Annotated in this window: 27 protein-coding genes; 14 read left to right on the top strand and 13 right to left on the bottom strand. The window is 70.8% G+C overall.

The features are described from left to right. Nucleotides 1-52: 52 nt before the first annotated feature. On the bottom strand, nt 53-1,078 hold the full coding sequence (locus IFU40_RS15635; RefSeq protein WP_235560518.1) for a glycoside hydrolase family 6 protein: 1,026 nt from the start codon (nt 1,076-1,078) through the stop codon (nt 53-55). A 74-nt stretch (nt 1,079-1,152) separates the two neighbouring features. On the opposite strand from IFU40_RS15635, the gene IFU40_RS15630 reads away from it, so the two are divergent. Further along, complete coding sequence (locus IFU40_RS15630; protein ID WP_055833774.1) at nt 1,153-1,470, top strand: DUF7882 family protein; 318 nt, start codon at nt 1,153-1,155, stop codon at nt 1,468-1,470. Between the two features lie 7 nt (nt 1,471-1,477). On the opposite strand, the gene IFU40_RS15625 is transcribed toward IFU40_RS15630, so the two are convergent. Continuing rightward, nucleotides 1,478-1,930, bottom strand: coding sequence for a MarR family winged helix-turn-helix transcriptional regulator (locus tag IFU40_RS15625; RefSeq protein WP_055833777.1), 453 nt, complete (start codon nt 1,928-1,930; stop codon nt 1,478-1,480). A 316-nt stretch (nt 1,931-2,246) separates the two neighbouring features. Next, nucleotides 2,247-2,495, bottom strand: coding sequence for a hypothetical protein (locus tag IFU40_RS15620; protein ID WP_156459378.1), 249 nt, complete (start codon nt 2,493-2,495; stop codon nt 2,247-2,249). A 211-nt stretch (nt 2,496-2,706) separates the two neighbouring features. Here IFU40_RS15620 and IFU40_RS15615 point away from each other — a divergent pair, with 211 nt between their 5' ends. From IFU40_RS15615 to IFU40_RS15580, 8 genes are all read left to right on the top strand, one after another. Next, nucleotides 2,707-3,084 carry a DoxX family protein gene (locus IFU40_RS15615; protein WP_191926927.1) on the top strand — a complete coding sequence of 126 codons (378 nt, stop codon included), beginning with the start codon at nt 2,707-2,709 and terminating at the stop codon, nt 3,082-3,084. Between the two features lie 7 nt (nt 3,085-3,091). Further along, nucleotides 3,092-3,610: a 2'-5' RNA ligase family protein gene (locus IFU40_RS15610; protein ID WP_070408562.1), complete on the top strand. Its 519-nt coding sequence runs from the start codon at nt 3,092-3,094 to the stop codon at nt 3,608-3,610. Between the two features lie 17 nt (nt 3,611-3,627). Then, nucleotides 3,628-4,005 (top strand): TIGR03618 family F420-dependent PPOX class oxidoreductase, encoded by a 378-nt coding sequence (locus IFU40_RS15605; RefSeq protein WP_191926926.1) that lies wholly within the window; start codon nt 3,628-3,630, stop codon nt 4,003-4,005. A gap of 272 nt (nt 4,006-4,277) precedes the next feature. Continuing rightward, nucleotides 4,278-4,769: an FBP domain-containing protein gene (locus tag IFU40_RS15600; RefSeq protein WP_191926925.1), complete on the top strand. Its 492-nt coding sequence runs from the start codon at nt 4,278-4,280 to the stop codon at nt 4,767-4,769. Nucleotides 4,770-4,840: 71 nt separating this feature from the next. Continuing rightward, a complete protein-coding gene (locus tag IFU40_RS15595; protein ID WP_191926924.1) occupies nt 4,841-5,839 on the top strand; it encodes a right-handed parallel beta-helix repeat-containing protein in 999 nt (332 codons plus the stop codon). 91 nt (nt 5,840-5,930) lie between these two features. After that, nucleotides 5,931-7,283: a glycosyltransferase gene (locus tag IFU40_RS15590; protein ID WP_191926923.1), complete on the top strand. Its 1,353-nt coding sequence runs from the start codon at nt 5,931-5,933 to the stop codon at nt 7,281-7,283. Further along, on the top strand, nt 7,273-9,447 hold the full coding sequence (locus IFU40_RS15585; RefSeq protein ID WP_191926922.1) for a right-handed parallel beta-helix repeat-containing protein: 2,175 nt from the start codon (nt 7,273-7,275) through the stop codon (nt 9,445-9,447). Before IFU40_RS15590 ends, IFU40_RS15585 begins: the two co-directional genes overlap by 11 nt. 5 nt (nt 9,448-9,452) lie before the next feature. Then, entirely contained in the window at nt 9,453-10,376 is a 924-nt protein-coding gene (locus tag IFU40_RS15580) for a helix-turn-helix domain-containing protein (protein ID WP_191926921.1), read from the top strand. Between the two features lie 45 nt (nt 10,377-10,421). On the opposite strand, the gene IFU40_RS15575 is transcribed toward IFU40_RS15580, so the two are convergent. From IFU40_RS15575 to IFU40_RS15565, 3 genes are all read right to left on the bottom strand, one after another. After that, nucleotides 10,422-11,387, bottom strand: coding sequence for an LLM class F420-dependent oxidoreductase (locus tag IFU40_RS15575; protein ID WP_191926920.1), 966 nt, complete (start codon nt 11,385-11,387; stop codon nt 10,422-10,424). Nucleotides 11,388-11,495: 108 nt separating this feature from the next. Continuing rightward, the gene (locus IFU40_RS15570) at nt 11,496-12,518 is read right to left on the bottom strand and encodes a TerC family protein (RefSeq protein WP_055833798.1); all 1,023 of its coding nucleotides are present in this window, start codon (nt 12,516-12,518) and stop codon (nt 11,496-11,498) included. A gap of 230 nt (nt 12,519-12,748) precedes the next feature. After that, nucleotides 12,749-13,312, bottom strand: coding sequence for a TetR/AcrR family transcriptional regulator (locus IFU40_RS15565; protein WP_055833802.1), 564 nt, complete (start codon nt 13,310-13,312; stop codon nt 12,749-12,751). 119 nt (nt 13,313-13,431) lie between these two features. On the opposite strand from IFU40_RS15565, the gene IFU40_RS15560 reads away from it, so the two are divergent. Beyond that, nucleotides 13,432-16,089, top strand: coding sequence for an MMPL family transporter (locus tag IFU40_RS15560; RefSeq protein ID WP_191926919.1), 2,658 nt, complete (start codon nt 13,432-13,434; stop codon nt 16,087-16,089). A 90-nt stretch (nt 16,090-16,179) separates the two neighbouring features. Beyond that, complete coding sequence (locus IFU40_RS15555; RefSeq protein WP_055833809.1) at nt 16,180-16,365, top strand: hypothetical protein; 186 nt, start codon at nt 16,180-16,182, stop codon at nt 16,363-16,365. Nucleotides 16,366-16,514: 149 nt separating this feature from the next. On the opposite strand, the gene IFU40_RS15550 is transcribed toward IFU40_RS15555, so the two are convergent. Both IFU40_RS15550 and IFU40_RS15545 read right to left on the bottom strand, forming a co-directional pair. Beyond that, nucleotides 16,515-17,954 (bottom strand): glycosyltransferase, encoded by a 1,440-nt coding sequence (locus tag IFU40_RS15550; protein ID WP_191926918.1) that lies wholly within the window; start codon nt 17,952-17,954, stop codon nt 16,515-16,517. Next, nucleotides 17,951-18,199: a hypothetical protein gene (locus tag IFU40_RS15545; protein WP_055833812.1), complete on the bottom strand. Its 249-nt coding sequence runs from the start codon at nt 18,197-18,199 to the stop codon at nt 17,951-17,953. Before IFU40_RS15545 ends, IFU40_RS15550 begins: the two co-directional genes overlap by 4 nt. Nucleotides 18,200-18,322: 123 nt before the next feature. On the opposite strand from IFU40_RS15545, the gene IFU40_RS15540 reads away from it, so the two are divergent. Then, nucleotides 18,323-19,006: an esterase/lipase family protein gene (locus tag IFU40_RS15540; protein ID WP_191926917.1), complete on the top strand. Its 684-nt coding sequence runs from the start codon at nt 18,323-18,325 to the stop codon at nt 19,004-19,006. 51 nt (nt 19,007-19,057) lie between these two features. Here IFU40_RS15540 and IFU40_RS15535 read toward each other — a convergent pair whose 3' ends face one another. From IFU40_RS15535 to IFU40_RS15525, 3 genes are read right to left on the bottom strand one after another with little or no spacing between them, the layout of a single operon-like run. Continuing rightward, the gene (locus tag IFU40_RS15535) at nt 19,058-20,911 is read right to left on the bottom strand and encodes a DUF2207 family protein (RefSeq protein WP_191926916.1); all 1,854 of its coding nucleotides are present in this window, start codon (nt 20,909-20,911) and stop codon (nt 19,058-19,060) included. Nucleotides 20,912-20,962: 51 nt separating this feature from the next. Next, on the bottom strand, nt 20,963-21,754 hold the full coding sequence (locus IFU40_RS15530) for a transglutaminase family protein (protein WP_191926915.1): 792 nt from the start codon (nt 21,752-21,754) through the stop codon (nt 20,963-20,965). Continuing rightward, entirely contained in the window at nt 21,751-22,338 is a 588-nt protein-coding gene (locus tag IFU40_RS15525) for a MarR family winged helix-turn-helix transcriptional regulator (protein ID WP_083285732.1), read from the bottom strand. The genes IFU40_RS15530 and IFU40_RS15525 overlap by 4 nt, the downstream gene beginning before the upstream one ends. Before the next feature lie 81 nt (nt 22,339-22,419). On the opposite strand from IFU40_RS15525, the gene IFU40_RS15520 reads away from it, so the two are divergent. Further along, complete coding sequence (locus IFU40_RS15520) at nt 22,420-22,797, top strand: DUF7882 family protein (RefSeq protein WP_055833824.1); 378 nt, start codon at nt 22,420-22,422, stop codon at nt 22,795-22,797. 200 nt (nt 22,798-22,997) lie between these two features. Here the strand turns inward: IFU40_RS15520 and IFU40_RS15515 are convergent, their stop codons facing one another. Further along, the gene (locus IFU40_RS15515) at nt 22,998-23,225 is read right to left on the bottom strand and encodes a hypothetical protein (RefSeq protein WP_191926914.1); all 228 of its coding nucleotides are present in this window, start codon (nt 23,223-23,225) and stop codon (nt 22,998-23,000) included. A gap of 146 nt (nt 23,226-23,371) precedes the next feature. On the opposite strand from IFU40_RS15515, the gene IFU40_RS15510 reads away from it, so the two are divergent. Then, nucleotides 23,372-23,962, top strand: a complete 591-nt coding sequence (locus tag IFU40_RS15510) for a hypothetical protein (RefSeq protein ID WP_055936094.1) — start codon at nt 23,372-23,374, stop codon at nt 23,960-23,962. Between the two features lie 10 nt (nt 23,963-23,972). On the opposite strand, the gene IFU40_RS15505 is transcribed toward IFU40_RS15510, so the two are convergent. Continuing rightward, nucleotides 23,973-24,908, bottom strand: a complete 936-nt coding sequence (locus IFU40_RS15505) for an aldo/keto reductase (protein ID WP_055833833.1) — start codon at nt 24,906-24,908, stop codon at nt 23,973-23,975. Nucleotides 24,909-24,940 lie beyond the last annotated feature (32 nt).

Below are 24,940 nucleotides of genomic sequence, written 5' to 3'. Positions count from 1 at the left end.
CCTGGCACATATTCGGCCCGTCCCGGCCCGATTGCGCGGGATGCGACGGGCCTCAGCCCCGCTCGCGCGCCAGTTCGGCGGCCGCAGCGGGCCACCAGGTTCCGGCCACCGGGCCGCCGTTGCATTCGCCGTCGCTCTCGCCCGGCGGCTTGATCCAGAGGTTCGTGTCGACGACGTCGTCGCCGTACGATCCCCCCGCGCTGCCCACCAGTCGGCCCGAGGGGTTGCACCACTCCGCGCCCGCGGGTCCCGCGCCGTTGCGCGACGTGTCGATGACGGCGTGAGTGCCGCCGAGCTGTTCGGACAGCGCGTGGGCGTAGGCGAACTCCGCGGCGGTGTCCTGGTAGTTCGAGACGTTCAGGGCCACGCCGCGGACGTCGGAGAGCACGCCCGTCGAGCGAAGGAGATCGGCCATCTCGGTGACGGGATGCCATGCCGAGTGGCCGCCGTCGATGTAGATCCAGGTGTTCGTTCCGCGGATGTTGTCGACGGCTCCGCGCAGGTAGGACGCCCGGTCGGAGAACGAGCCGCAAGAAGAAGACAGTGCGATGCTGTCGGGTTCGAGCACGACGATCTTCTGGATGTCCGACGCATTGCCCAGCGCATCGCCGATCCGGGCGGTCCACTCGCGATAGGCGTCGGGGTCGAGGCCGCCGGCGGAGTGGTTGCCGCAGTCGCGATCGGGCAGACCGTAGACGGCGATCGACAGCGCGGCGTCCTGATCCCGCGCCTCGGCGGCCAGGTGCGCGACGCGGTCCCAGACCTCGTCGATCGGGTCGATCTCGGGGGTGAGCCAGTAGGTCGTCGGTTGGGTCGAGAGCCAGCTGGCGGCGTCGTTCTCGTCGGCGCTGCCGGCGGCGGCGCTCGCTGCCTGCGCGGCCTTGGACTCGTCGGGCGCCACGATGCGCGTGTCGACCGCGGGAGGTCGAGCCGACAGAGTCTGGAAGAGGGTGGTGACGAGACTTCCCACGACGGCGATCACCGCGATGAGCGCAGCGATCACGACGACCGCGCCGATCGCCAGGACGGCCCGGGGAACGCGGCGGCGGGGCCGGTTCGGGCGGTGTGTTCTCACCACGTTCAGGACTCTAGTCGAGCGTTCGGCGGCCGGGGCCGCGTTAGCTAACCTTGGTGCCCATATAGGCTGTATCGGTGGGCAAATTGGTTTACAACACGCTCGGGCACTCGTTCGACATCGAAGACCGGACCCTGTCGCATCTGCGACTGGTGTTCATGAACAAACTGCGTCGCGCGGAGCCGTTCATGTTCCATTACGCCCACGGCGACGGCAGTGGTACGCGGAGTCTGTGGATCCATCCCTCGATCCCGCTGGTCTTCCACTTCTACGGCAGCCGAGCCCCCCAGCTGAATCGGCGCTGGATCGACGACATGATGAACGAGGCCAGTTCACCGAACGGCCTCGCGGTCGGCATCGAACCGGAACCCGACGGAGCCGTGGCGGTCGTGTGATCCGGCGTCAGCCGCACTCGGCGTCGACGACCTCGCGGACGCGGTCGAGGAACGACACGATCTGATCGGCGGTGTCGGCCGGGAGGTCGAGGGCGAACTCGCGGATGCGGGCGGTCACCGGGTCGATGGCATCCGGATCCTGATCCCGGTCGAACGGGACGACGAACTTGCTGCGTCGGTCCGCGGGGTTCGCCACGAAGGTGATGAGCCGGCCCGCGTGAAGGCGGTCGAGCATCCCGGTGACGGATGCCGTCGAGATGCCCAGCGCCTGGGCGATCTCGGTCGGGGTCACGTGATGGCCGTCGTCGGTGCGCTCGAGGATGAGTCGCATCGCCGCGCGCGCGTTCTCGCTCGGGCCGCAGTCGGTCTGCCGACGGCGGGAGAGCCGGGCCTCCGCCAGGCGGAGTCGTTCGACGGCGCGGGCTGCGCTCGTGGCGGGTTCGTCCGTCGCGATCGTCATACGCCTCCTGTCGGATCCGGGCGAGGTGACCGACAGTCTAGTTAGGTTAACGAGATTCCAGGCGGTCGATAGATCTTGGGCGGCGTCCGATAATTCACCTCTGCGGCCGCATATTGTCGGGTTTTCCTGGCCGATAGTTAGGCGGCCTAGTAGAATATGAATGCGAAATATCTCCCGAGGGAGACGTTCCTGGGCTTTCCGTACTCCGGGTCGTCCGTACAGCCCATCTCTCTCCCCGACTCGTCGGGCGGGTTCGTTCTCGACCCCGAGCGCACCGACCTCGACGGCGCCCACGGCGCCCGCCTGACGCGTCCGCTCAGCGTTGGCCGGCGGCGTGCCGGTGAGCGATGACCGACATCCACTGCATCCCCGGACACGGCGGCGCCGAACGGCCGCGCATGCGCTCCCACGCCTCGACGTAGATGCCCTCGAGAAGGGCGTCGGCGGAGGCGGCGACGCCGGTGAGGGAGAGCAGCACCGCGTATACGCGCGGGGCGGTGGCGTCGTAGAACGCGACGAAGGCGTCGCAGTCGCCACTAGCGGCGCGGACGAGCAGAGCGTCCACGTCGGCGTCCTCACTCGCTGTAGACGCTGTCTCGGTCATCGTCATTGTCACCCCCTTCGTCGCGTATCGTCAGTCAACCGCGCAGCGCCTCGAGGACACGGGGCTTGCGCGATCCGGCCGGGTGGCGTAGTCGCCGCGATCCGTCGCGCAGAACGCGCGCGTCGTCGTCAAGCCCACCGGATCCACGTCTCGCGGCTCGTACCGTGGTCGCATGAGATCTGTCGTACGGTGGGCGCTCGCCCTGGCAATGCTCTTCGCCGGTGTATCGCATCTGAGCTTCGCGCGCCGCGATTTCCAGGCGCAGGTGCCGGATGCCTTGGTCGAACGGGGGCCCCTCGACCGCGACGCCGTGGTCGTGGCATCCGGGGTCGTCGAAGCGGGTTTCGGCCTGGCCCTGCTGGTGCTGCCGAAAGAACGTCGCCGGGTGGGGGCCGCCCTCGCGGCCTTCTTCGTCGCGATCTTCCCGGGCAACATCGATCAGTGGCGCAAGCGCCGTTCGGCGTTCGGTCTGGACACGGACCGCAAGCGCCTCGTTCGCCTGTTCTTCCAGCCGGCTCTCGTCGCGGCGGCCTGGTGGTCGACGCGATGACCGCGCGATGAGCGACGTCACCAGCCTGGAACTGCTCTTCGACGACGACACCGACGCGGCCGTCCGACGCGAGTGGGACCTTCTCGTCGCGGCTGACCTCCCCAGCCAAGCTCGGCACACGGGCGAGAGCAACCGCCCGCATCTGACCATGCTCGTGCGCGGGGCCCTCGACGAGATGGATGCCACGGGACTGGCTTCGTCGCTCCCGCTGCCGCTCACGCTCGGGGCGCCGCTGCTGTTCGGCGTCGGTCGCACCCGCGTCATCGCCCGCTCGGTCGTTCCCACATCGGCCCTGCTCGACCTGCACGCGCGCGTGCACGAGCGCGCGGGTGCCGGCGACGACGCCGACCACACGCGTCCGGGTTCGTGGACGCCGCACGTCACCCTGGCGCGACGCGTGCCGGTGGACCGGATCGGCGAGGCGCTCTCGGCGTTGGCACGAGGAGGCGGGGCGGACCTCGCGGGGCGGGCGACGTCGATCCGTCGCTGGGATGCCGCCACGAGAACGGTCTCGGACATCGCGTGACGTGGCACCCTGGAGGAGTGCTGACCGATGACGCCTTCGCCTTCTTGCGCGAGTACCACCTGGCCACCCTCTCGACCGTCGGCCGTTCGGGTCGGGTGCACTCCGTTCCCGTGGGCTTCACGTACGAGGACGGCATCGTGCGCGTCATCGGCTCGCGCGGCACCCAGAAGTTCGTGAACGCCGCGCGCAGCGGCCGCGCCTCGGTGTGCTCGGTCGCCGGGGCGCAGTGGATCAGCTTCGAAGGGCCGGCGCAGGTCACCGATGATCCGGAGGCCGTGGCCCGCGCAGTAGAGCTGTACGCCGCGCGGTACCGGCAGCCCCGTGAGAACCCGGAGCGCGTCGTGCTCGAGATGACGGTCGAGCGCACGCTGGGTTCGGCGGCGTTCCGGGCCTGACGGGCGTACCCTGGAGGTATGTCCCTCGTCACTCCTTCGATGCCCACCGGGCGTGAGGGGGTCGTCGGCGCGCGGAGCGCCGGCGGCACAGGCGTCGTGCGCGCCGCTTCCCCCGCCGTCTGACCGACGGGGCCCGCTCGCCGGTGTGCGAGCGACCACCTCGATCCCGTGTCGTCCTCTCGACCGGTCGATCACCTTCGCGCGTGCGCTCCTTCTCGCACGCACGTCTTCGTTCCGCCCGCGCGGGCGGACCCTCTCTTCGGGATACCTCCATGCACGCTCTCTCCGCCTCCACCCTCCGTTCCGCCTTCGTCAACGTCTCCACCCGTGAGCGCAGCGCCCTCACGGTGCCCACCGACATCGAGGCTTCGCCGTGGGACCGCCTCGACTACGTCGGATGGCGCGACGCCAAGTCGCCCCTGCTCGGGTTCGTCGTCGCCGAGATCGACGGCACGCCGGTCGGTCTGCAGTTGCGCCAGACCGAACAGCGCACCCGCACTCGCGCACAGTGCTCGTGGTGCACCGACGTGACGCTGCCGAACGACGTCGTGCTGTTCTCCGCGCGACGGACGGGCAAAGCCGGCCGGACGGGGAACACCGTCGGTACCCTGCTCTGCGCGGGATTCGAGTGCTCGCGCAACGTGCGTCGGCTCGATCCGCCCGCGTACCTCGGTCATGACGCCGCGGCGGCGCGCGATCGTCGCGTGGCGTCTCTGCGATCGCACGTCGACGCGTTCTTCCGCGACCTGCGCGACGGGGTCTGACCGCGCGGCGCGGGAACGGACTCGTCGCGGCGAGGCCCTCGGCGGTCCGCTCTGCTGCGATACTCGACCCGATGTCCGGGTTTCGTCGTCTGGTGCCGCTCCTCGCCGTGGTTCTCGCGCTGTCCGCGTGCGCGGGCGGACCGGGGCCGGTCGTGCCCGATGCCGGCACGACGGCGGGACCGGCGTGCGCGCCCGGCGCGGTCGAGGTCGGACCCACCGCCGACGCGCTGCAGAGCGCCATCGACGCCGCCCGCCCGGGCGACGCGCTGCAGCTCGCGCCGACGACGTACCCGGGCCGTTTCCACGTCTCGACCTCGGGCACGGCCGAGGCCCCCATCGTGCTGTGCGGCGTGCGAGGGTCGATCATCGACGGCGGCGACACGGGGGAGGGGTACGCCCTGCACCTCGACGGCGTCGCGTACTGGGAGGTGCGCGACCTGTCCGTGCGGGGCGCGCAGAAGGGGGTGGTCCTGGATGCCGTCTCGTACACCGCGCTCTCGGCACTCACCATCTCGGACGTCGGGCAGGAGGGGCTGCACCTGCGCGCGGGCAGCAGCGACAACACCGTGAGCGACGTCACCGTCGAGCGGACGGGGCTGCGTGATCCGCAGTTCGGGGAGGGCGTGTACATCGGTTCCGCCGAGTCGAACTGGTGCCGCTACAGCGACTGCCGACCCGACCGCAGCGATCGGAACGTCCTGGAGCGTCTGCGCGTGAGCGACACCACCGCCGAGGCCGTCGACGTCAAAGAAGGGACCAGCGACGGCGTCATCCGCTCGTCGACCCTGTCGATCTCTCCCGGCGCCGTGGTCGACAGCGCGGTCGACCTCAAGGGCTCGGGATGGTCGCTGACCTCGAGCACGGTGACCGCACCCGCCGAAGCGGTGTCGGTCCACGTCATCCTTCCCCCGTGGGGGTCGGGCAACACCGTCTCGGGCTCCGCTCTGATCACCGACGGGGGAGGGATCGGCGTGCATCTCGTGGGTGCGGCCCGCGCCGCCGGCAACGTGATCGCGTGCGACAACACCGTGTCGAGCGGGGCGTCGCTGGGCTCGTCGTCCTGCCCCTGACGACACCGGGTCGTCGAACACGCTATCGTTCAGTGTCTCCCCCGGGCAGTGGCCGGCGGCATTCGCCGGGTGCGGTGCCGACAAGGGGAGAATGGTGTCGAACGGCTCATTCGGTGAGCAGCTCATGTGGGTGCTGCCCTTCGGCTACCTCGGGATCGTCTCGTGGGGCTTCTGGATCGTGCGTAAGATCCTCGCCGCCACCGCGCGCCCGGTGCGCAACGACTACCGCACGACGGCCACCGTCGTCGTGCCCTCGTTCCGCGAAGACCCCGACGTGCTGCTGCGCTGCCTGCAGACGTGGGTGCGCCAGGGGCCCTCGCGCATCATCATCGTGCTCGACGTCGACGACGTCGAGGCGCAGCGGAGGATCGAAGCCCTGAACATCCCGACCGTCGAGGTCGTGATGTTCGTGCACCGTGGCAAGCGGTCGGCGCTGGGGGTCGGCATCCGGATGGTCGACACCGAGCTCATCGTCTTCGTCGATTCGGACACGGCCTGGGACGAGGGAGTGCTCGCGGCCGTGCAGATGCCGTTCATCGACCCCGCCGTCGGGGCCGTGAGCACTCGGCAGAACGTCTACATGCCCCAGTCGAGCGTCTGGCGTCGGGTCGCGGACTGGATCATCGACCTGCGCTACACCGACTACGCCCCCGCCATGGGGCGCTTCGGGGGCATCATCTGCGCGTCCGGGCGCACCGCGGCGTACCGGCGCTCCGTCATCCAGCCGCGGGTGGAGGACCTCGAGCACGAGATCTTCTTCGGCAAGGAGTGCGTCGCCGGCGACGACGGGCGGATGACCTGGCTCGTCCTCTCGCAAGGGTTCCGGGTCGCCCATCAGGACAGCGCCCGCGCCCTCTCGATGTTCCCCGGCACGTTCCGGGCGTTCGTGAAGCAGCGGGTGCGCTGGAGCCGCAACTCGTACCGCTGCTATCTGACCGCCATCCGCCACGGATGGGTGTTCAAGGTGCCGCTGATCTCGCAGATCACGATGATGCAGATCCTGCTGACGCCCTTCACGATGTTCATCGCGCTGGCCTACATCGCGCTGTCGGTGCGGTCGGACCACCCCTGGCTCGCCCTCGGGTTGGCCGTGGTCTGGCTCTTCGTCGGCCGCGGCATCCGCGGGATGTCGCACCTCTGGCGGCGTCCCGAGGACATCGTGCTGCTGCCCCTGGTCACCCTCGTCATCATCTTGGTCGCCCTCCCCATCAAGGTGTTCGCCCTGTTCACGATGAACACGCAGGGCTGGCTCACGCGTTCGGCCACGACCCGCGGTGGCGAGGGGCAGACGGAGGCGAGCCTGCTCTCGCCCACCGACGACGGAGAGCCCACGGCGGCCTCCGACGGGGAGGTCCGGATCGCGCACGCCGCGGCCGCGGCGACTCCGAGCGCGACGGCCCCGAACGCGGCGACCCCGGACGGGGAGACCACGCATGCGGGATGACGACGGCACGCTCACGGCCGAGGAACGCGGCGACGGTCACGTCACGGTGCGCGGCGCGGCCCGGGTGATCATGGTGCTCGCCGTGATCGTGCTCGTGGCCGGCGTCATCCTCGCCGGGAACTTCGTGCACACCGGCACCTTCCTGCCGTGGCTCAGCTCGCCGGGGCAGTCCGACACCGCCCTGGTCGACTCCGCGCCCGAGCCCGAGCCGACCGCGGGTCCGGACGGCGCCGATGCGGCCCCGCAGACGCCGGCCGCCCGGGTGGCGGCGGAAGACGCGCGCCTGTCGGCGATCTCGGTGCTCTCCAGCGACGATCCGGCGCTGAGGCAGCAGTGGAACACCGTCGTGCTCGCCCCGCGCAATGGGGCGCAGACGGGGTACACCGCGGCGGACCTGATCGCCCAGGGCGCGATGCGGCAGGACGACTCGACGACCTTCACTTTGACCAGCAATGTGGTGGTGCGAGCCGGTGCGGAACTCGACCTGTCCGGCGCGGGCTCCACGGTGCGGATGGCGAGCTCGGCGCAGGCGACGACGAGCATCGTCGCCTGGGGCGGCATCCTGGGGTTCGGTGGCACGCCCGATGCGCCCCTGGTCGTGACGTCGTGGGACGAGTCCGCGAACGCGGCGGACGCCGATGAGAGTGATGGACGGGCCTACATCCGCGTCCGCGACGGGGTCGTCGACGCGAGGTCGACGCAGTTCCGCGACCTCGGCTACTGGAGCGGTCGCACCGGGGGCCTCTCGGTGACCGGCACCGGCTACGGCCAGGCGTACGCGGGCCTGAGCGAAACCACCCTCAGCGGCCTGCACTACGGACTCTTCCTCTCCGACACCACGGGCGCGCTCATCCAGGACTCCCGCATCGAAGGCTCGACCCTGAGCGGTATCGAGGTGACGAACGCCGCGGCCGACACGACCATCGAGCGCACGACGGTCACGGGCTCGGGCGGCGACGGCATCGCGATCTCGCGCCAGTCGAAGAACGTGCGGGTCACGGGGGCCACCGTCGAGGACTCCGCCGGCTGGGGGATCCGCGTCGACGGGGCGGCCCTGGCCGACGGCCCGACCACCGGCGGGTACGCACTGACGCCCTCGACCGGGTTCACCCTCTCCGAATCGCGCGTGCGGAACAGTCGAGACGGAGGGGTCCGCGTCATCTCCACCGATCAGACCGAGATCGCCCGCACCACCGTCGACGAGGCCCGCACGGCCGTGCTCGTCCAAGGGCCGTCCACCGGACTGGCGGTCACGGGCGTCGACCTGTCGTCGAGAGAGCTGCGTGGCCTGGAGATCGCCGGAGACATCGCGGATGCCGAGGTCTCGGGCTCCCGCCTGGTCGGGCGCCGCATCGCGCTGGAGCTGGCCCGGGCCGCCGTGATCGTGCGCGACAACGACCTGACGGTGTCGTCGGGATACGCCGTCGAACTCGCCGACGCCGCGCGGGCCGACATCACCGGCAACGTCTTCCACGGCGTCGGCGAGGACGCCGTGGCGTCATGGTCGGGGGCGAAGACGATGCAGGCAGACAACGACCAGGGCGACTGGAGGTTCCAGTGGGCCTGGGTGGGGTGGATGAACGAGCACCCCATGATGTGGATGTGGGGGCTCGTGCTGCTCGTGCCCGCGATCGGGATGCCGGTGCTCTGGCGTCGTCGGGCGGAGCACCGACGACTGCGGGAGCTGCTGCAGGAAGCGCTGCTGCGTCATGGACAGGAGCAGGTCGCCGCCTATCGCGGCACGGCGGTGCCCGCGCTCGCCGCGGGGATCCCGGCATCCGCTGACCCTCCGACCGCGGGGAAGCCGCAACCTCCGATCGACGACGGGTCGGAGGACGCATCCCGTGCGGGACGCGGCCCCGGATCATGGTCGGCGAGGGGGACGCGCCCCGGCACGCCCGCCGAGCGCGCGGGCAGACCCCGACCGGCGGGTCCCGCGCAGGTGGGGCGCCCGTCGTCCGGTCGCCCCCGTTCTTTCGCGGACCTCCGCACCGGGGTGCTCGAGGGGCGCACGTTCGCGTCGTTGCAGGACTTCGCCGTCGCCGCTGTCCTCGAGGGCGGATACTCGGTGTCGACCATCGCGCGTCTGTTCCGCATCCAGCAGTGGCGTCTGCAAAAGTGGGTCGATGAGGCCGCCGCCGCGCCTCGGGTGAGACGGGGATGACACGGATGACGGACGTGACGGTGGACGATCGACTCGACGGTGTTCTGCGTGGCCTCGCCGACCGGGTGCGGGCACTGCGAAGGGCGCGGGACTTCTCGGTCGCCGGGTTGGCTTTCGAGGCCGGCATTTCGGAGTCACGCGTCCGCGCGATCGAGTCGGGACGCGCGACGGCGTCGCTGGCGACGCTCGTCGCCCTCGCCGAGACCTTCGAGATCGAGATCGCCGAGCTCTTCGGCGGCGTCGTGCGCACGGGGCCGGGCGACGAGGCGGCGCACAGCGAATACGTGGTGCCGAGCGAGGTCGTGTGGGGAGGCGACCTTCCCCCGGCGCCCTGGATGAGCGCGCCCGCAGCGAAGGTCAGCCCGTACGTGGTGCCGAGCGAGGTGGTGTGGGGCGGGGAGCTCCCCGCCGCGCCCTGGAGTTCTGCGGTGGCCGCGCCGACCATGCCCGAGCCGCCCCTCGCGCCCGTCCGGCCCGAGTCGACGGTCTATCCTCCGACGGAGCAGACGTGGGGCGGGCCGCTGCCGCCCGCGCCGTGGGTGCGCCACGAGGCGCCGATACGCCCGCCGGAAGCCGCGTGGTCTGTGATGCACGCACCCGCGCCCATCGAGACGGCGTCCCGCCCGGTCCCGCCGGCGACCGGGGTCGTCGCCTCGCGACCTCAGCCCGTCGCCTCGCGACCTCAGCCCGTCGCCGGCTCGGTCATGACCGGCGTCGAGCGTGCCCCGGCGCCGCGTCGGCAGCCCCGCACCTTCACCGAACTGCGCGAAGGAGTGCTGGCGGACCGCGAGTTCCGCTCGCTGCGCGAGTTCGCCGTCGCCGCGGTCGTCGAGGCCCGGCATCCGGTCTCGGTCGTCGCCCGTGTCTTCCGCCTGCCCTCGTGGCGCCTCGAGAGGTGGATCGCCGAGACCGGCGCCTCTCCGCGCTGATCCCGTGGTCCGGGGCGTCGTCGCCGACGCGCCCCGGACCACGGCTCACAGGGCGCGGAGCTTGTCGAGCAGGGGAGCGGCGATCTCGTCGACGAAGCGCTGCTGCTGCTCGTCGCCGACCTGCACGATGGCGATGTCGGTGAAACCGGCGTCGATGAACGGCCGCACGCTCTCGGCCAGCTCATCGAGGTCGGGGCCGCAGGCGATCGACTCGGCGACGTCTTCGGGCCGCACGAACTGCGATGCGCCCGCGAAGCCCGCGGGGGTCGGGAGGTCGGCGTTGACGGCCCAGCCTCCGGCGAACCAGCGGAACTGGTCGTGGGCGCGTGCGATGGCGGCATCCTTGTCGGGGTCCCAGCTGATCGGGATCTGACCGATCTTGCGCGACGCGCCCTCGTGGTGCTCGTCCCAGCCCTGGACGATCTCGGCATCGGGCTCGGTGGTGATGAGGTGGTCGCCCAGGGGAGCGAAACGTGCGATCGAGTGCTTGCCCGACACCGCCACACCGATCGGCACGCCGCCGTCGGGCGCATCCCACACGCGCGCGGAGTCGACACGGAAGTATTCGCCGTCGTAGGTGACGAGGTCGCCCGTGTGCAGGGCGCGGATGATCTCGATGGCCTCGACCAGCATGTCCTGGCGGGCGTGGACCGCCGGCCATCCCTCACCGACGACGTGCTCGTTGAGGTTCTCGCCCGAGCCGAGGCCGAGAGTGAACCGCCCCTCCGACAGCAGCTGAAGGGTGGCCGCCTTCTGTGCGACGACGGCGGGGTGGTAGCGAACCGTCGGGCACGTCACGTACGTCATGAGCTCGACGTCGGTCGTCGCCTGCGCGACGGCACCGAGCACGGTCCACGCGTAGGGCGCGTGACCCTGGCTGGTGAGCCAGGGCGAGTAGTGGTCGCTCGAGACGAGGAAGTCGTAGCCGGCGCGCTCGGCGCCGACGGCGTAGTCGACGAGCGCCCGGGGGCCGCTCTGCTCGGTCATGAGGGTGTAGCCGAATCGCGTCATGACCGCCACGGTAGGACCGCCGAGGGACGCGTCCGCCGGGGTTGCGCACGACGCCCGGATACGGCAACGGGCCCACGGCGATCGCCGCGGGCCCGTCGTCGTGCGGGGTCAGTCCTCGGGTGCGTGGATGACCTTCTCGCCGTCGAACGTCTCGCGTTCCTTCTTCTGGTCGTCGTTGCGGGTCTTGCGCAGGCTGAGGAACGTCGCCACGGCCACGGTCGCCGCGATGAACAGCAGCGAGAACCAGATCGGGATCTCGGGCACCCACAGCAGCGGCTCGCCGCCGTTGATGAAGGGCAGCTCGTTGACATGCAGGGCGTGGAAGACGAGCTTCACACCGATGAACGCCAGGATGACGGCCAGTCCCTGCGCGAGGTACACGAGGCGCTCGAGCAGTCCGCCGATGAGGAAGTAGAGCTGACGCAGGCCCATCAACGCGAAGGCGTTGGCGGTGAAGACGATGTACGCCTCGTTGGTCAGACCGTAGATTGCGGGAATCGAGTCGACCGCGAAGACGAGGTCGATGAAGCCGATCGCGATGATGACGAGCAGCATCGGGGTGACGAAGCGCTTGCCGTCCTTCTTCACCGTCAGCTTGTCGTCGTTGTACTCCTCGCTCACGGGGAGGACGCGGCGGACGAACTGCATGAACTTGCCGTTCGCGGGGTCGCTGTCGCCGTGCGAGAACGCCTGGCGGTAGGCGAGGAAGAGCAGCAGGGCGCCGAAGATGTAGAAGATCCACGAGAAGTTCTCGATCAGCGCGGCACCGACGGCGATGAATGCGCCACGCATGATCAGCGCGATCACGATGCCGATCATCAGCACCTTCTGCTGATAGATCTTCGGCACGGCGAACCCGGTCATGATGATCAGGAACACGAAGAGGTTGTCGATCGACAACGCCTTCTCGGTCAGGTAGCCGGCGAAGTACTCGCCGCCGTAGGTCCACCCCGAGACGGCGCCGATACCGACGCCGAAGAGCAGGGCCAAGCCGATGTAGAACGCCGACCATCGAGCGGACTCGGCGATCGTGGGCTCGTGGGGCTTTCGCACGTGCGCGAAGAACTCGAAGACGAAGAACGCGATCGTGATCGCGATGGTGATGATCCAGACCAGGGGTGTGACGCCCAAGACGGCCTCCAGGGAGAATAGGTGTACGCCAGAACACCAAGGTCTCTTCCACCCGGCGAAGCGGGCCGACGTCCCGGGTCCACGATGGCGTGGCCGTATTGACGAGATCGTCGCGTGGGAGTACTCCCCTTGCTGCGCACGATTCTACGGGATGAAGGTGTGCGTGGGTGGGCTGGACGCCGTTTCGGGCGATGTGCTATCCGATCCTGAGTCCTGCGGCCGCCGCCGGGTCAGGTGCGAGCACCCACGATCGCGTCGACGAGAGCGAGCATGTCGTCGCGATGGAAGGCCTCGCGACTCAGGGCGCGCAGGATCACTGCTCCGACCAGTGCGTCGGCGGCGGCGTCGAGACGGGGTCCGGTGGCTCCTCCCAGCGCTTCGGACAATCGCGCCATGAGAGGCGCCGCGAGGATCTCGGTGCGCAGTCGTCGGCCGGTCTCGGCGCTTCCGGCGGCCGCGGCGACGAGCGAGTGCAGCATGCCCTCGCCCTCGGGGCTGGCGCGCAGGGTGAAGAGTTCGTCGAGCCAGTCGGCCAGGTCGATGCGCGCGTCTCCGGTGTCGGGGAGGTCGCGCCGGCCGCCGAGCAGGCGGCCCTCGAGGATCGCCTCGGCGATGACGTCTCCCTTGCTCGGCCACCAGCGATAGATGGTCTGCTTGCCGACGCCGGCGCGCCGGGCGATGCCCTCCATCGTGAGGTGGTCGTAGCCGCGCTCCACGAAGAGGGCGACGGCCGCATCGATGATCGCGAGGCGCGCCGCCTCGCTGCGAACGGGTCCACTGCGCGGAAGAGCCATGACACACATTCTGGACGACCTCGAGCCGAATCGAGACGAGACGGTGCGTGTTATCTTCGACGGACTGGTCGGAGCCGACGGTGCTCCTCCGCGCGCACCGCACGAGAGGAACACCCCGCATGGCTGAACTGCTGCACCGTCTCGGAACCTTCGCGGCGCGCCGCGCGTGGACGGTGATCGTCGCGTGGGCCGTGATCCTCGGCGTGGTGGTGGGCGGCTTCCTGCTGGGCTCCAAGGGCCTCAGCTCGAGCTTCGACATCCCGGGCACGGCATCCGGGGACGTCATCGCGAAGCTGCAGGAGGAACTGCCCGACTTCAGCGGCGCCTCGGGAGCGGTGGTATTCCGCACCGCCGACGGCTCGGCGCTGACCGACGAGCAGAAGAGCGAGATCTCGGGGCTGGTCGCCTCGGCAGGTAACCTGCCCGACGTGGCGCGCGTCACCGACCCCTTCTCGACGCAGCAGCAGCTCGACGATCAGCGACAGCAGGTGGTCGACGGCCGCCAGCAGCTCGCCGACGCGCGCGCGCAGGCCGAGTCGGGCGCGCAGCAGCTCGACGCGGGGACGGCGCAGCTCGACGCGGGCCAGCAGCAGCTCGACGCTGCCCGCGCGCAGCTCGAGGCCGCGCCGCTGCCCACCGCGCAGAAGCAGGCGCAGCTCGAGGCCCTCGGCCAGCAGCAGGGGCAGCTCGACCAGCAGCGCGCGGCGCTCGCGCAGCAGCAGACGCAGGTGACCGACGGCCTCGCGCAGATCTCCGCGCAGGAGACCCAGCTCGCCGACGGAGCCGAGTTGCTGTCGTTCGCGGATGCCATCCGTCTGGTGTCCGACGACGCGTCCACCGCGATCGTCAACGTCGGTTTCAGCGAGCCGCGGCTGGAGCTGTCAGAAGCCTCGAAAGACGCCGTCGTCGAGCACTTCACCGCCGAGCCGGTGCCGGGCGTCGACGTGGCGTTCAACACCGAGATCGCGCAGGGTGTGCCCGAGATCCTCGGCGTCGGCGAAGCCATCGGCGTCGCGATCGCCGCCATCGTGCTCGTCGTCGTTCTGGGCTCGGTGCTCGCGGCCGCGTTCCCCATCGTCACCGCGCTCGTCGGCGTCGCCATCGGGGCCATGGCCACGCTGTCGTTCTCGGGGGTGGTGCAGATGGCATCCGTCACCCCGATCCTGGGCGTGATGCTCGGCCTCGCGGTCGGCATCGACTACGCGCTGTTCATCCTCTATCGCCATCGGCGCCAGCTGCTGCAGGGGGCCGAGGTGGTCGAATCGATCGGCCTCGCCAACGGAACGGCCGGGAACGCCGTCGTCTTCGCCGGCACGACCGTGATCGTGGCCCTGCTGGCGCTCAACATCACCGGCATCCCCTTCCTCGGCCTGATGGGAACGGCGGGCGCGGTGAGCGTGCTGGTCGCCGTGCTCATCGCGGTGTCGCTCATCCCCGCGCTGCTGGGGCTGGCCGGTCCACGGATCCTCACCCGCAAGGCCCGTGCCAGGGCGACGGCCGCCGCCGACGCGATGGAGCGCCCGCGCCGGGCCGCGGGCTCGGCCCCGGCTCCCGTCGACTCCGCCGAGCACCCGCGTCGCGCAGCCCGGTCCGCCGAGCCTCCCGTCGACTCCGCCGAGCACCCGCGTCGCGCCGCCCGCACGGGGTCGATCGCGACGGTCTCCGCGGTGAAGCCGATGTCGACGCTGCGTGCCGTGCTCACCATGGTGATCGCGACCCTGGCGCTGCTGGTCGTGGCGATCCCCGCCCTGTCGATGCGGTTGGGCCTGCCCGACGGCGGGTCGGAGGCCGAGGACTCCACCGCGTACCAGGCGTTCACCTGGACCGACCAGGCGTTCGGCGCCGGGGCCAACGCCCCCCTGCTCGTGACCGCGGCGCTGCCCGCCGGCACCGCCGAGGCCGACGTGCAGGGTATCCAGCTCGACGTCGCGCGCGAGCTGTTCGCGCAGGACGATGTGGCCGCGGTAGCCCCGGTCGCGGTGTCGGACGACCGGACGCTCGCGGCGTTCCAGGTCATCCCGAAGGAGGGCCCGAACGCGGTGTCGACCGAGCAGCTCGTGCGCGACCTGCGGTCCCTCCCCGCGGTCGACGGCGACATCGAGCTGGGGGTCGCGGGCGCCGCCGCCATCAACATCGACATCTCCGAGGGTCTCGCCGACGTGCTGCCGATCTACCTCGTGGTGGTCGTGGGGTTGTCGTTCCTCATCATGATCATGGTCTTCCGCTCGCTGTTGGTGCCGTTGATCGCGACGGTGGGCTTCGTGCTGTCGTTGTTCGCGACCTACGGCGCGGTCACCGCGGTCTTCCAGTGGGGCTGGCTGGGCGGCATCCTGGGCGTGCACAACCCCGGCCCGATCCTCAGCTTCCTGCCGGTGATCCTCGTCGGCATCCTGTTCGGTCTCGCGATGGACTACCAGTTGTTCCTCGCCACCGGCATGCGCGAGGCGTGGGCGCACGGGGCCGCGCCCCGACTGGCGGTGGCGCAGGGGTTCCGCGCGGGACGCACGGTCGTGACGGCCGCGGCGATCATCATGATCGCGGTGTTCTCGGGCTTCATCGCGTCGGACGCGGTGATCATCAAGTCGATGGGTCTCGGCCTCGCGCTCGGCGTGCTCTTCGACGCGTTCATCGTGCGCATGCTCCTCATCCCCGCGATCATGCACGTTCTCGGAGGGTCGGCCTGGTGGCTGCCGCGATGGCTCGACCGCATCGTGCCGAACGTCGACGTCGAGGGCTCGGCGCTCGAGCGTCGTCACCCGGCGCATCACGACGCGTGAGCATCTCGGGCCAGGTCGGCGCAAGCCCCGGTCGGCTCGCGACGAAGGGGGTCAGGATGCCAGTCACCACCCTTTCCGAGGAGGACGACGATGACTGACCGCGAAGAGACCCAGGACGCCCCCGTGATGGACGGTGCGACCGACGCCGGGGTCGAAGAGAAGAAGCAGGGCGAGCAGGAGCAGCGCGCCGCTGACGCCCAGGTGAACGACGACGTGTCGAACGAGGACCTGAAAGACGACCTGCGCAGCATCCGCGGCTACGGCGAAGACCGCTGAGAACGGCGGCGACTCCCGTCCGGAGCCGCGTGGGGGAGGGCTCGACGGACGGGAGTCGTCGGTGGCACCGAGATCGGTGCCTTCCGCGCCGGCGATGCCGGGGTGGTGAGAGGAACGTTACGCCTGCGTGGGCCGGATGGGTCCGGATCTCAGCCGATCCGAAGGCGGCGCCGCAACATCTCGCGGGTGCGCCAGGTGGTCCCCCGGAGCCGGTGTCTCCGTCGGGCCCGAGAGAGCGCGCGCCCCCACAGGCGCAGGACCGCAGCCTCGTCGTACGCGCGTGCCCTCTCGACGGCGGCACGGCGCATGCGGGCGAGGGTCGCCGGGCTCGCGGATGCCGCGTGCACGAGCGCCTCACTCAGCGCGGCGACATCACCGGGTGCCACGAGCCACCCGGTGCGTCCGTCGGCGATGAGCTCGCGGGGGCCGTACGGCACGTCGTAGGCGATGGGCAGACAGCCGGCGGCCATCGCCTCGGCCACCACGAGCGAGAAGGCCTCGGAACGACTCGTCAGCAGGAGGGTCGAGGCGCGCCGGAGGGCATCGCGCGCGGCGGGATCGAAGCCGTGGAACACGACGCCGTCGCCGGCCCGTCGCTCCAGAGCGGCGCGGGAGGGACCGTCGCCGTAGACGTCGAGGTGCACCTGCGCGCCGCTCGACCGTGCCAGCCCGATGGCGTCGACCGCGTCCTCGACACGCTTGATCGGCTCGAGCCGGGCCACCACCACCGTGCCGTCGCGCGGTGCACGAGTATCGGTGTCGGGCACGTCGACCGGATGCGGTACCGCGGTCAGCAGGGGGATGGGCCCGACTTCGCGCCGCACGTCGGCCACCTGCCGTGGCGTGCAGAACACGACGGCGTCGAAGGCGCTGAGCCGCGAGAACACCTCCGCGCGGGAGGCGCGGATGGCGCTGCCGTCGTCGGTCAGGTGGGAGCCGTGCACCACGTGCAGCACGACCACGCCGGCTCGGCGATACCCGGCCGCGAACCGTGCCATGGCCTTGCTGTCGACGAGCAGGAACGACCGGGCACCGCCGGTCAGCCGGTCGAGCCACGCGGTGTACAGCTCCCTCACCCCGCGCCACGCGGCGCGGGGGGCGCCGCTCTCGTCGCAGGCGACGATGACGCGCCGGGTACGGCCGGAGCCGTGGGCGACATCGCGGCGGTCGCTGACGGCGAGCGTCCCGTCGGCGCGGAGGTGATCGATCTGCTGCACCGCCCCCGCGGCATCCGTCCGTATCCGCCGCACCAGGATGCCCCCGGTGTACTCGGCGGTGGCCGAGGCCGGCAGGGGCGAGAATCCCGCGCCGGCTGCGACCGGACGGCCTCGCAGCGTGTTCTCGCGAAGCCAATCCCACAGGTTGGTGAGGTGCACCCCCGGGGCGAGGGCACCGCGACGCTCGAGCTGCGCCGACACGGCGACCCGATCGTCGCGGTCGTCGCACGTCAGCACGTGCACGGGGGAGCCGTGGTCGGCGAAGGCGCGCGACCGCTGCAGGAGGGCGGCGGTGAGGCCGCCGTACTCAGCGGGTATGCCCCACGTGAGGACGAACTGCCGACCGCGGGGAAGAGAGGGGCCGCGCGTCATCCGGCGTCGTCGGGGGAGATCTCCCCGGCGGCGATCGCGTCGGCGTACGTGCGGATGTCGGGACCCGGCTCGTAATCGATGAAGCGGTCCTTGATGCGGGCGTTGATCTGCGCGAACGCCTCGTCGGAGGAGATGCCGTCGCTCTCTCGGGCGATGGCGACGACGGCCTCGCGCAACACCGCGTCGGCGTCGTCGAGGATCTTCTGACGGGCGGGCTCGTTCCAGCGGATATCCGAGGTGTCCATGGCCACAGGTTACGACGGGCCGCAGACGCCACGGCGCGGGTTGCGCGCACCGAGCGGGTGTGCCGCCGGGCCTGTGGGCGCAACCCGGTCCCCTCGCGGAACGGCCTCGACGAGGATGGGGAGATGGTGATCGCCAAGCTCCGGACCGGCGTCCGCGACCTCGGGTGGTGGGTGCGCGACTACGTCTACGCCGTGCGCGGTCAAGTGCGGGCGCTCACCGGTCGGGACGCCCCCGATGCGCTCGCCGAGGGGAGCGGAACCCCGATCGTGCTGCTGCCCGGGATCTACGAGACCTGGCGCTTCATGGAACCCCTCGCGAAGGCCCTGCACGACCGCGGGCACCCGGTGCACGTCGTCACCGAGCTGGGCGGAAATCTTCGGCCCGTGGCCGAGGCCGCCGATCGCGTCGCCGCGCTGCTCGTCGCGCGGGGGCTCGACGACGTCGTGCTCGTGGCCCACAGCAAGGGCGGGCTGATCGGCAAGCACGTCATGGCCTTCCACCCGGAGGGCGAGAGGCTGCGCGCCATGGTGGCCGTGGCCACGCCCTTCGGCGGCTCGCGCTACAGCCGGCTCATGCCCACCCCGTCGTTGCGGGCTTTCGCCTCGGGCGACGCGACCATGCGCGCGCTCGCCGCTGCGGCCGAAGCGAACGTGCGGATCGTCTCCGTCTACGGTCCGTTCGACCCGCACATCCCCGAGGGGAGCGAGCTGGCGGGGGCGCGCAACGTCCGGCTCGCCGGTGGCGGGCACTTCCGCGTGCTGGCCGACCCGCGGGTGATCGCGGAGGTCATCCGCGTCGCGGAGTGACGCCTCGCGGACGTCGTCCCGCCACCGTCTCGAGCTGCGGCCCCGACGGCGTCACCGACCGCCGCCTCCGCCTCCGCCCATTCCGCCGCCCGAGAAGCCCCCGCCGAACGACCCGCCCGAGAAGCTCCCGGATCCGCTCGTCGTGGCCGTCGCCGGGGCGCTCGCGGTGCGCATCGATCCCATCGTGGCGAGGAAGGCCGTCGACGAGAAGCCGTTCGAGCCGGCGTACCAGCCCAGCTCGCCGCCGTTCTCGCGCACGCGCGTGTCGAGGACCTGCGCCCATTCGCGCTCGACCCCCCACACCACGGCCCACGGCAGAAGGCGCTCGCACAGGTGCAGCACGTGCGCCGAGTCCGCGGTGTCGACCGGGCGCCGCTCGGCTCCCTCGGGACTCTGCAGAACGCGCAGGCGGTCGGCCTCCGCGAGCTGCAGGTAGTCGCGCAGGCCCCGAAGGTGGTCGCGGGCGGGGGCGCCGGCGTCGGTGACGCGGTCGCGGTAGCGCAGCAGGACGAAAGCCAGGATGCCGAGGACCACGGTCGCGGGAATCGCGGCGATCTGCCACCACGTGGGGGCCGTTCCCATCGCCGCGAAGATGAGGGCTCCCACCGCGACGACGAATGCCGCCACCGCGGTGATGCCGGCGCCGATCGAGAGGCCGTGACGCTGCGGGTGGGTCCATCCCCGCGCCCGCAGTTCTGCGGAGGCGCCGGGGGGAAGCGCCTGCAACGCCTTCGCCACGTCTTGCCGGTCGGGCCCCAGCACGACGCGGGCACCGGGCCGGGCTCCCGAGCCGAAGACGGCCGTGAGCACCGCGGCGTGCAGGGGGCTCGCGTCGTCGGTGCGCACGAGTTCGAGCATGAGGGTCTGTACGTCGTCCGCTGACTCGACGATGCGCAGATGGCCCGCGATCGCCGCGTCGAGCAGAGCGGCGGGGATGCCGGCGCCCCCGCGCTGCACGAGTTCAGCGCCCTGCAGCACGTCGACGTCGGACGGTGGGGCGTACTCGGGCACGATGACACCGCGCCCGGCGGCATCCCGTCCGCGGCGGCGCGCGACGACGGCGGTCCCGATTCCGGCCACCGCCAGGCCCACCGCGCCGAGGGAGAGCCCCGCCAGAGCGGGCGCCGCGTCGACGGAGAACTGCTCCATGGGGGTGCGGACGACTTCGCCCGGGACGAAGGTGCCGGGTGAGAAGCCCACCGCGACCGTGACGTTCTCGCCCGCGTCGAGGTCCCGTGCCCCGGCGGTCCAGACGAGCGACCCCGTTGCATCCGAGGTGCGGGTGATGTCGCACCGCGCGTCGGAGCCCTGCTCTCCGACGTAGCACGCGGCCGCCCCGTCGATCGCCGTCGAGGAGAGCGACGGGTCGACGCTGAGTCGGACCGAGACCTCACCGAACGGCTGTTCCCAGTCGGTGCCGTTGATGTCCCGGTAGAACTCGTCGGTGTCGGTGTCGGCGAACGACCGGATGGTGTCGCGCTGCGTGTACGAGATGACGTAGGTCTGCACGCCGCGCACGTAATCGTCGTCGCCCGTGAGCACCCGCACCTCACGGCGCCCCTCCTCGATCTCGTAGGGCACGTCGGCACCCGACGCGTCGGTGACCGACACGACACGGGTCTGCAACGGCACTCCGTCGTAATCGTCGGGGATCGCCCGCACGATTCCGCGGTTCTGATCCTCGTCGGGGAAGCGCGCCACGATGGTCTCGACGACGGCGAGCTCGGCGTGCCCGTCCGAGGTGCGCGACAAGCTCATGTCGGCGTCGAAGGAGTCGAAGGTGAAGTCGTCGGTGTCGGCCGCGGCCGGGCGGGGGATGGCGACGAGCAGAACCGCCAGCGCGAACACCGCCACGAGGGCAACGGCGCGGCGAAGGGTTCGAGACGGCGGGGGGAAGACGTCCATGCTGCGACGTTACCGCGCGGGGTTCCGGCGGGGATCCCCCGTGAGGGGGACTCAGGGTAGGAGCACCGCGCCGCGATGGTCGTCGGTGGTGAAGGCGCCGATGGCGACGGCGCTGACCTCGACGGAAGACAACGTCATCGTTCCCGACAGCGTGGTGAGGAAGGCCGTGTCGGCAGCGTCCCGCCCCGTCGCGATGCGGACGAAGTGGGGGCGCGGCGCCAAGCGGGTGGCATCCACCACCTCCCACCGTCCGTCGACGAAGGCCTCGACGACGGCGTGGAAGTCCATGGGGGACAGGCCGGGGGCGTAGACGGAGACGAGTCGGGCGGGAACGCCCAGGGCGCGCAGAAGCGCGATCGTCACGTGGGCGTAGTCGCGACAGACCCCTTCGCGGCTGCGGAGGGTGTCGAGAGCGGTATCGGTGGGCCCGCTGGACCCGCTCACGTAAGACAGCGCATCCGCGACCCACTGCGGCACGAGCGAGACCAATTCGCGGGGTGCGGCCCCGCCGAAGTTCGGGATGCCGTCACCCAGGGCGTCGGAGGGGACGTAACGGCTGGGCCGGAGGTAGCGCACGGCGTCGAGCTCATCCGAGGGAGCGGGGGCGGTCGGGCTCGTGACCTCGGCGTCGTAGTCGATCCGCACGTGGCCGACCGGCAGCGTCACGCGATGCAGGCGTCCGCCGTGGTGGTCGACGCTCTCGGTGACGGGCAGCACCCCGGCGGTGGTGCGCACCTGGAGCCGCTCGTCATCCGACCACCCCGAGGCGGCCGCGATCGAGAGGACGACGTCGGCGTCGCTGTCGACCTGGAGCTCGATGGCCGCGGTGACTCGCGCTCTCACGCCGCCACGTCCGGGACGGTCTCGGGAACAACGGCCGAGGGGGAGACGGCGGGGACCCCCGCGATCGCGCAACACGGTTCTCCCGTCGAGGCGCAGGCGTTCGTCACGGCGCACCGCATGCGCCCGAGGAAGGCGGTGACCGCCGTGGTCTCGGCTTCGCTCATTCCGCGCGTGGCCTGCATCATGCGTCGATGCATCGCCGCCAACGTGTCGCGCATCTCGTCATCGGCGTGGATCGTCGCAGCCACGAGCACCTTCCGGCGATCCGTCGGGTGCGGACTCCTCCGCACGTGGGCACTCTTCTCGAGACGGTCGAGCAGCGCGGTGATGGATGCCGTCGACACGCCGAGATGGCGCGCCAGGTGGATCGGAGTGACGTCCTGACCCGACCCCGCAGCCCGCGTCAGATAGCGCAGAACGAGCAGCTCGTTCTCGCCCATCGCCATCGAGTCCTGGGTGCGACGGCGCATGGCCATCTCGGCGCTGCGATACGCACGCAGTGCCTCCATGACCCGGGATCCCCGTTCGTCGTCGGCGCTTTCGCTGTACCAGTACGACGGAGGCGTGCTGCTTTCGGTCGTCATCCGGTCCCCTAATATCTTGTTTGCCTATTCGCTAGTCTAACTAGTAAGTTCTCAAATAAGCAACGAGCAGAGGGGTACACCATGGCCAAGCTTTTCTACGGCACGACCGTCGAGCCGATCATCATCGAGGACCGACTGCTGGCACACGTGAAGGTCGTCGTGGCGACCAAGCTCCGTCGTGGCGAGAGCTTCACCCTGTCGTGGGTGCACGGCCCGAACGAACCGGCCGGACGCTCGACGATCTGGCTGCAGCCGTCGATCCCCCTGCGGTTCGTCTTCGACTCCGAGCAGCCCGAGTCCCTCGACCAGAACATCCTCAAGCGCATGGCCAACGACGCGAACTCCTCGCGCGGACTCAGCCTCGACGGAATGCTCGACGCAGCTCCGGCGGCCGAGGCCCCGGCACGTCCGGCGCCTCGATCCGCGAACGCGACGCGCTCGCTCGCCCGCGTCGCGTGATCGGGGGCCCGCCGGGGGCCCCGACTGCCGCACCGCCGGCCCGCACGCGCATCGTCGCCGATCTCGCGGTGGCGATGCGTGACACAGCGCAGAACCTCACCTCACGTCCGTCGCAAGAGAGAAGCTCATGAACCCCGTCGCCGCCTGGGACCTGCCCACCGAACCGATCTCGGTCGTCTTGATCGAAGACCGGGAAGCGGTCACTCCCCGCTGACGCGCTTTGCGGGCTCGTCCGTTCCCCGCGCGCTCGCGGCGCCTTCCCGGCGGATGCGCAGCGCTCCCAGGGCGAGGATGATCGTCCCGACCACCAGGAACGCGACCTTGGGTCCCGTCGGCGAGTCCGCGGCGAGAAAGAGCGTCGGGGCGGCGAAGACGAGAGCCGCGATGCCGCAGAGGAAGACTCCCGTAAACGGTCGGATCGACGTCATGAGCTTCCCCTCCTCGTGGATGTCGAGCACAGCCTAGCGAAGCGGGTCGGACGGCGATCCCTAGCGCTCCCCGGCGTCCGCGTCCACCACCGCGCGGTCGGTCGCCGCGGTGGGTACCGTTACGCGGACCGACGAAGGGACCCCCCGTGCGCCTCCGACCGGCCGTTCTGGCCATCTCCGTACTTTTCGCCTCGCTGGCCCTCGCTCCCGCGGCGGCACAGGCCACGACGGGACCGGCGGTGACCATCGACCCGGCGGCCGTGGCGATCGGCGAGACCACCACCGTCACGGCGACAGGTCTCGGGGGCCTCGAGACGGCCACCTTCGGGATGGATGCCACCGACGCCGCGGCCTTCGACGGAGACGGCGTCGACGCGGGCGGGACGACCGCCCGCGTCGCGGTGGTCGACGGATCAGCGACCGTCGAACTCATCCCGACGCGCGCCGGTGAGATCGTGGTCGCGGTCGGCACGGGGGAGTCGACGTTGGCGCAGGCGACGGTCACCGTCACCGCGGCGACGGCGGAGCCGGTTCCGGCGACCTCGGCGCCCTCGTCGGCACCCGAGTCGTCCGCCTCCCCCTCGGCGGGGGAGGATTCCGCTCAGGCGGAACCCGACGCCGAGGCGGAGACAGGTCGACTCGCGTTCGTCCTCGTTCCGCTGATCGCCGCCGTCATCGTCGGAGTCGGCCTCATCGTCGTGATCTCCCGCAGTCGCCGGGGGCGTCGCGGCGACTGAGACACACCGGTCAGGGGACGACGTAGCCCGCGGCGCGCACGAGCGCGTACCACTCGGCGCGGGTGAGGTCGATGTCGGAACCCGCCGCAGCCTCGGTGAGGCGCTCGGGCGTGGTGGTGCCGAGCACCACCTGTATTCCGGCCGGGTGTCGGGTGATCCACGCGACCGCGATCGCGAGGGGCGTCACCCCGTAGCGCGCGGCGAGCTCGCCGATGACCGTGTTGAGCTCGGCGTAGGCCGGGTTGTCGAGGAAGACCCCACCACCCCGCGATCCCTGCAGCGGAGACCAGGCCTGCAGGGTGATGCCCTCGATGCGGCAGTACTCGATCAGGCCGCCCCCGTCGAGCACGGCCGACTGCGCCGTGCCCTCCATGTTCGCCGCGAGCCCCTGGGTGAGCAGAGGCGCGTGGGCGATGGACAGTTGCACCTGGTTGGCCACGAGAGGCTGGCGTACGGCCGTGCGCAGCAGGTCGATCTGACGCGGTGTGTGATTCGAGACGCCGAACGCCCGCACCTTGCCCGCGGACTCGAGGTGGTCAAAAGCCCGAGCCACTTCGTCGGGCTCGACGAGGGCATCGGGGCGGTGGAGAAGAAGCACATCGACGTAGTCGGTGCGCAGAGCCCGCAGGGATTCTTCGACCGATGACACCAGATGGTCGTACGAGAAGTCGAAGTACGGCCCCTCCCGAACGATCCCCGCTTTGGTCTGCAGGCGGATCTCCGACCGTTCGGCCGAGTCGAGCGACAGGGCTTCGGCGAACCGGCGTTCGGCGGAGTGCAGTTCGGCCGCGTAGATGTCGGCGTGGTCGAAGAAATCGATTCCCGCGTCGCGCGCGGCGCGGTAGAGCCGGCGGACGTCCTCGTCGCTCTTCCCGTCGATCCGCATCATTCCGGCGACGACGTGGGGGACTCGAGTGCCGGAGGGGCCGAGGGGGACGGTGCGCATGCTTCCCACGTTAGCCGGGGAGCTCCGGGAGA

The organism is Microbacterium sp. CFBP 13617 (assembly GCF_014839445.1).
Taxonomy (GTDB): Bacteria; Actinomycetota; Actinomycetes; order Actinomycetales; family Microbacteriaceae; genus Microbacterium.
The sequence above is the reverse complement of the archived record's forward strand: the minus strand, read 5'-3'. Positions and strand labels throughout refer to the sequence as shown.

Excerpts from the sequence above, each read along its gene's own strand:
- IFU40_RS15550 (WP_191926918.1), bottom strand. The coding sequence starts at position 17,954 with ATGACGCGCGGCCCCTCTCTTCCCCGCGGTCGGCAGTTCGTCCTCACG.
- IFU40_RS15560 (WP_191926919.1), top strand. The coding sequence starts at position 13,432 with ATGGCTGAACTGCTGCACCGTCTCGGAACCTTCGCGGCGCGCCGCGCG.
- IFU40_RS15610 (WP_070408562.1), top strand. The coding sequence starts at position 3,092 with ATGAGCGACGTCACCAGCCTGGAACTGCTCTTCGACGACGACACCGAC.
- IFU40_RS15600 (WP_191926925.1), top strand. The coding sequence starts at position 4,278 with ATGCACGCTCTCTCCGCCTCCACCCTCCGTTCCGCCTTCGTCAACGTC.
- IFU40_RS15545 (WP_055833812.1), bottom strand. The coding sequence starts at position 18,199 with ATGGACACCTCGGATATCCGCTGGAACGAGCCCGCCCGTCAGAAGATC.
- IFU40_RS15590 (WP_191926923.1), top strand. The coding sequence starts at position 5,931 with ATGGTGTCGAACGGCTCATTCGGTGAGCAGCTCATGTGGGTGCTGCCC.
- IFU40_RS15565 (WP_055833802.1), bottom strand. The coding sequence starts at position 13,312 with ATGGCTCTTCCGCGCAGTGGACCCGTTCGCAGCGAGGCGGCGCGCCTC.
- IFU40_RS15540 (WP_191926917.1), top strand. The coding sequence starts at position 18,323 with ATGGTGATCGCCAAGCTCCGGACCGGCGTCCGCGACCTCGGGTGGTGG.
- IFU40_RS15520 (WP_055833824.1), top strand. The coding sequence starts at position 22,420 with ATGGCCAAGCTTTTCTACGGCACGACCGTCGAGCCGATCATCATCGAG.
- IFU40_RS15580 (WP_191926921.1), top strand. The coding sequence starts at position 9,453 with ATGACGGACGTGACGGTGGACGATCGACTCGACGGTGTTCTGCGTGGC.
- IFU40_RS15535 (WP_191926916.1), bottom strand. The coding sequence starts at position 20,911 with ATGGACGTCTTCCCCCCGCCGTCTCGAACCCTTCGCCGCGCCGTTGCC.
- IFU40_RS15615 (WP_191926927.1), top strand. The coding sequence starts at position 2,707 with ATGAGATCTGTCGTACGGTGGGCGCTCGCCCTGGCAATGCTCTTCGCC.
- IFU40_RS15595 (WP_191926924.1), top strand. The coding sequence starts at position 4,841 with ATGTCCGGGTTTCGTCGTCTGGTGCCGCTCCTCGCCGTGGTTCTCGCG.
- IFU40_RS15555 (WP_055833809.1), top strand. The coding sequence starts at position 16,180 with ATGACTGACCGCGAAGAGACCCAGGACGCCCCCGTGATGGACGGTGCG.
- IFU40_RS15575 (WP_191926920.1), bottom strand. The coding sequence starts at position 11,387 with ATGACGCGATTCGGCTACACCCTCATGACCGAGCAGAGCGGCCCCCGG.
- IFU40_RS15525 (WP_083285732.1), bottom strand. The coding sequence starts at position 22,338 with ATGACGACCGAAAGCAGCACGCCTCCGTCGTACTGGTACAGCGAAAGC.
- IFU40_RS15585 (WP_191926922.1), top strand. The coding sequence starts at position 7,273 with ATGCGGGATGACGACGGCACGCTCACGGCCGAGGAACGCGGCGACGGT.
- IFU40_RS15515 (WP_191926914.1), bottom strand. The coding sequence starts at position 23,225 with ATGACGTCGATCCGACCGTTTACGGGAGTCTTCCTCTGCGGCATCGCG.
- IFU40_RS15625 (WP_055833777.1), bottom strand. The coding sequence starts at position 1,930 with ATGACGATCGCGACGGACGAACCCGCCACGAGCGCAGCCCGCGCCGTC.
- IFU40_RS15505 (WP_055833833.1), bottom strand. The coding sequence starts at position 24,908 with ATGCGCACCGTCCCCCTCGGCCCCTCCGGCACTCGAGTCCCCCACGTC.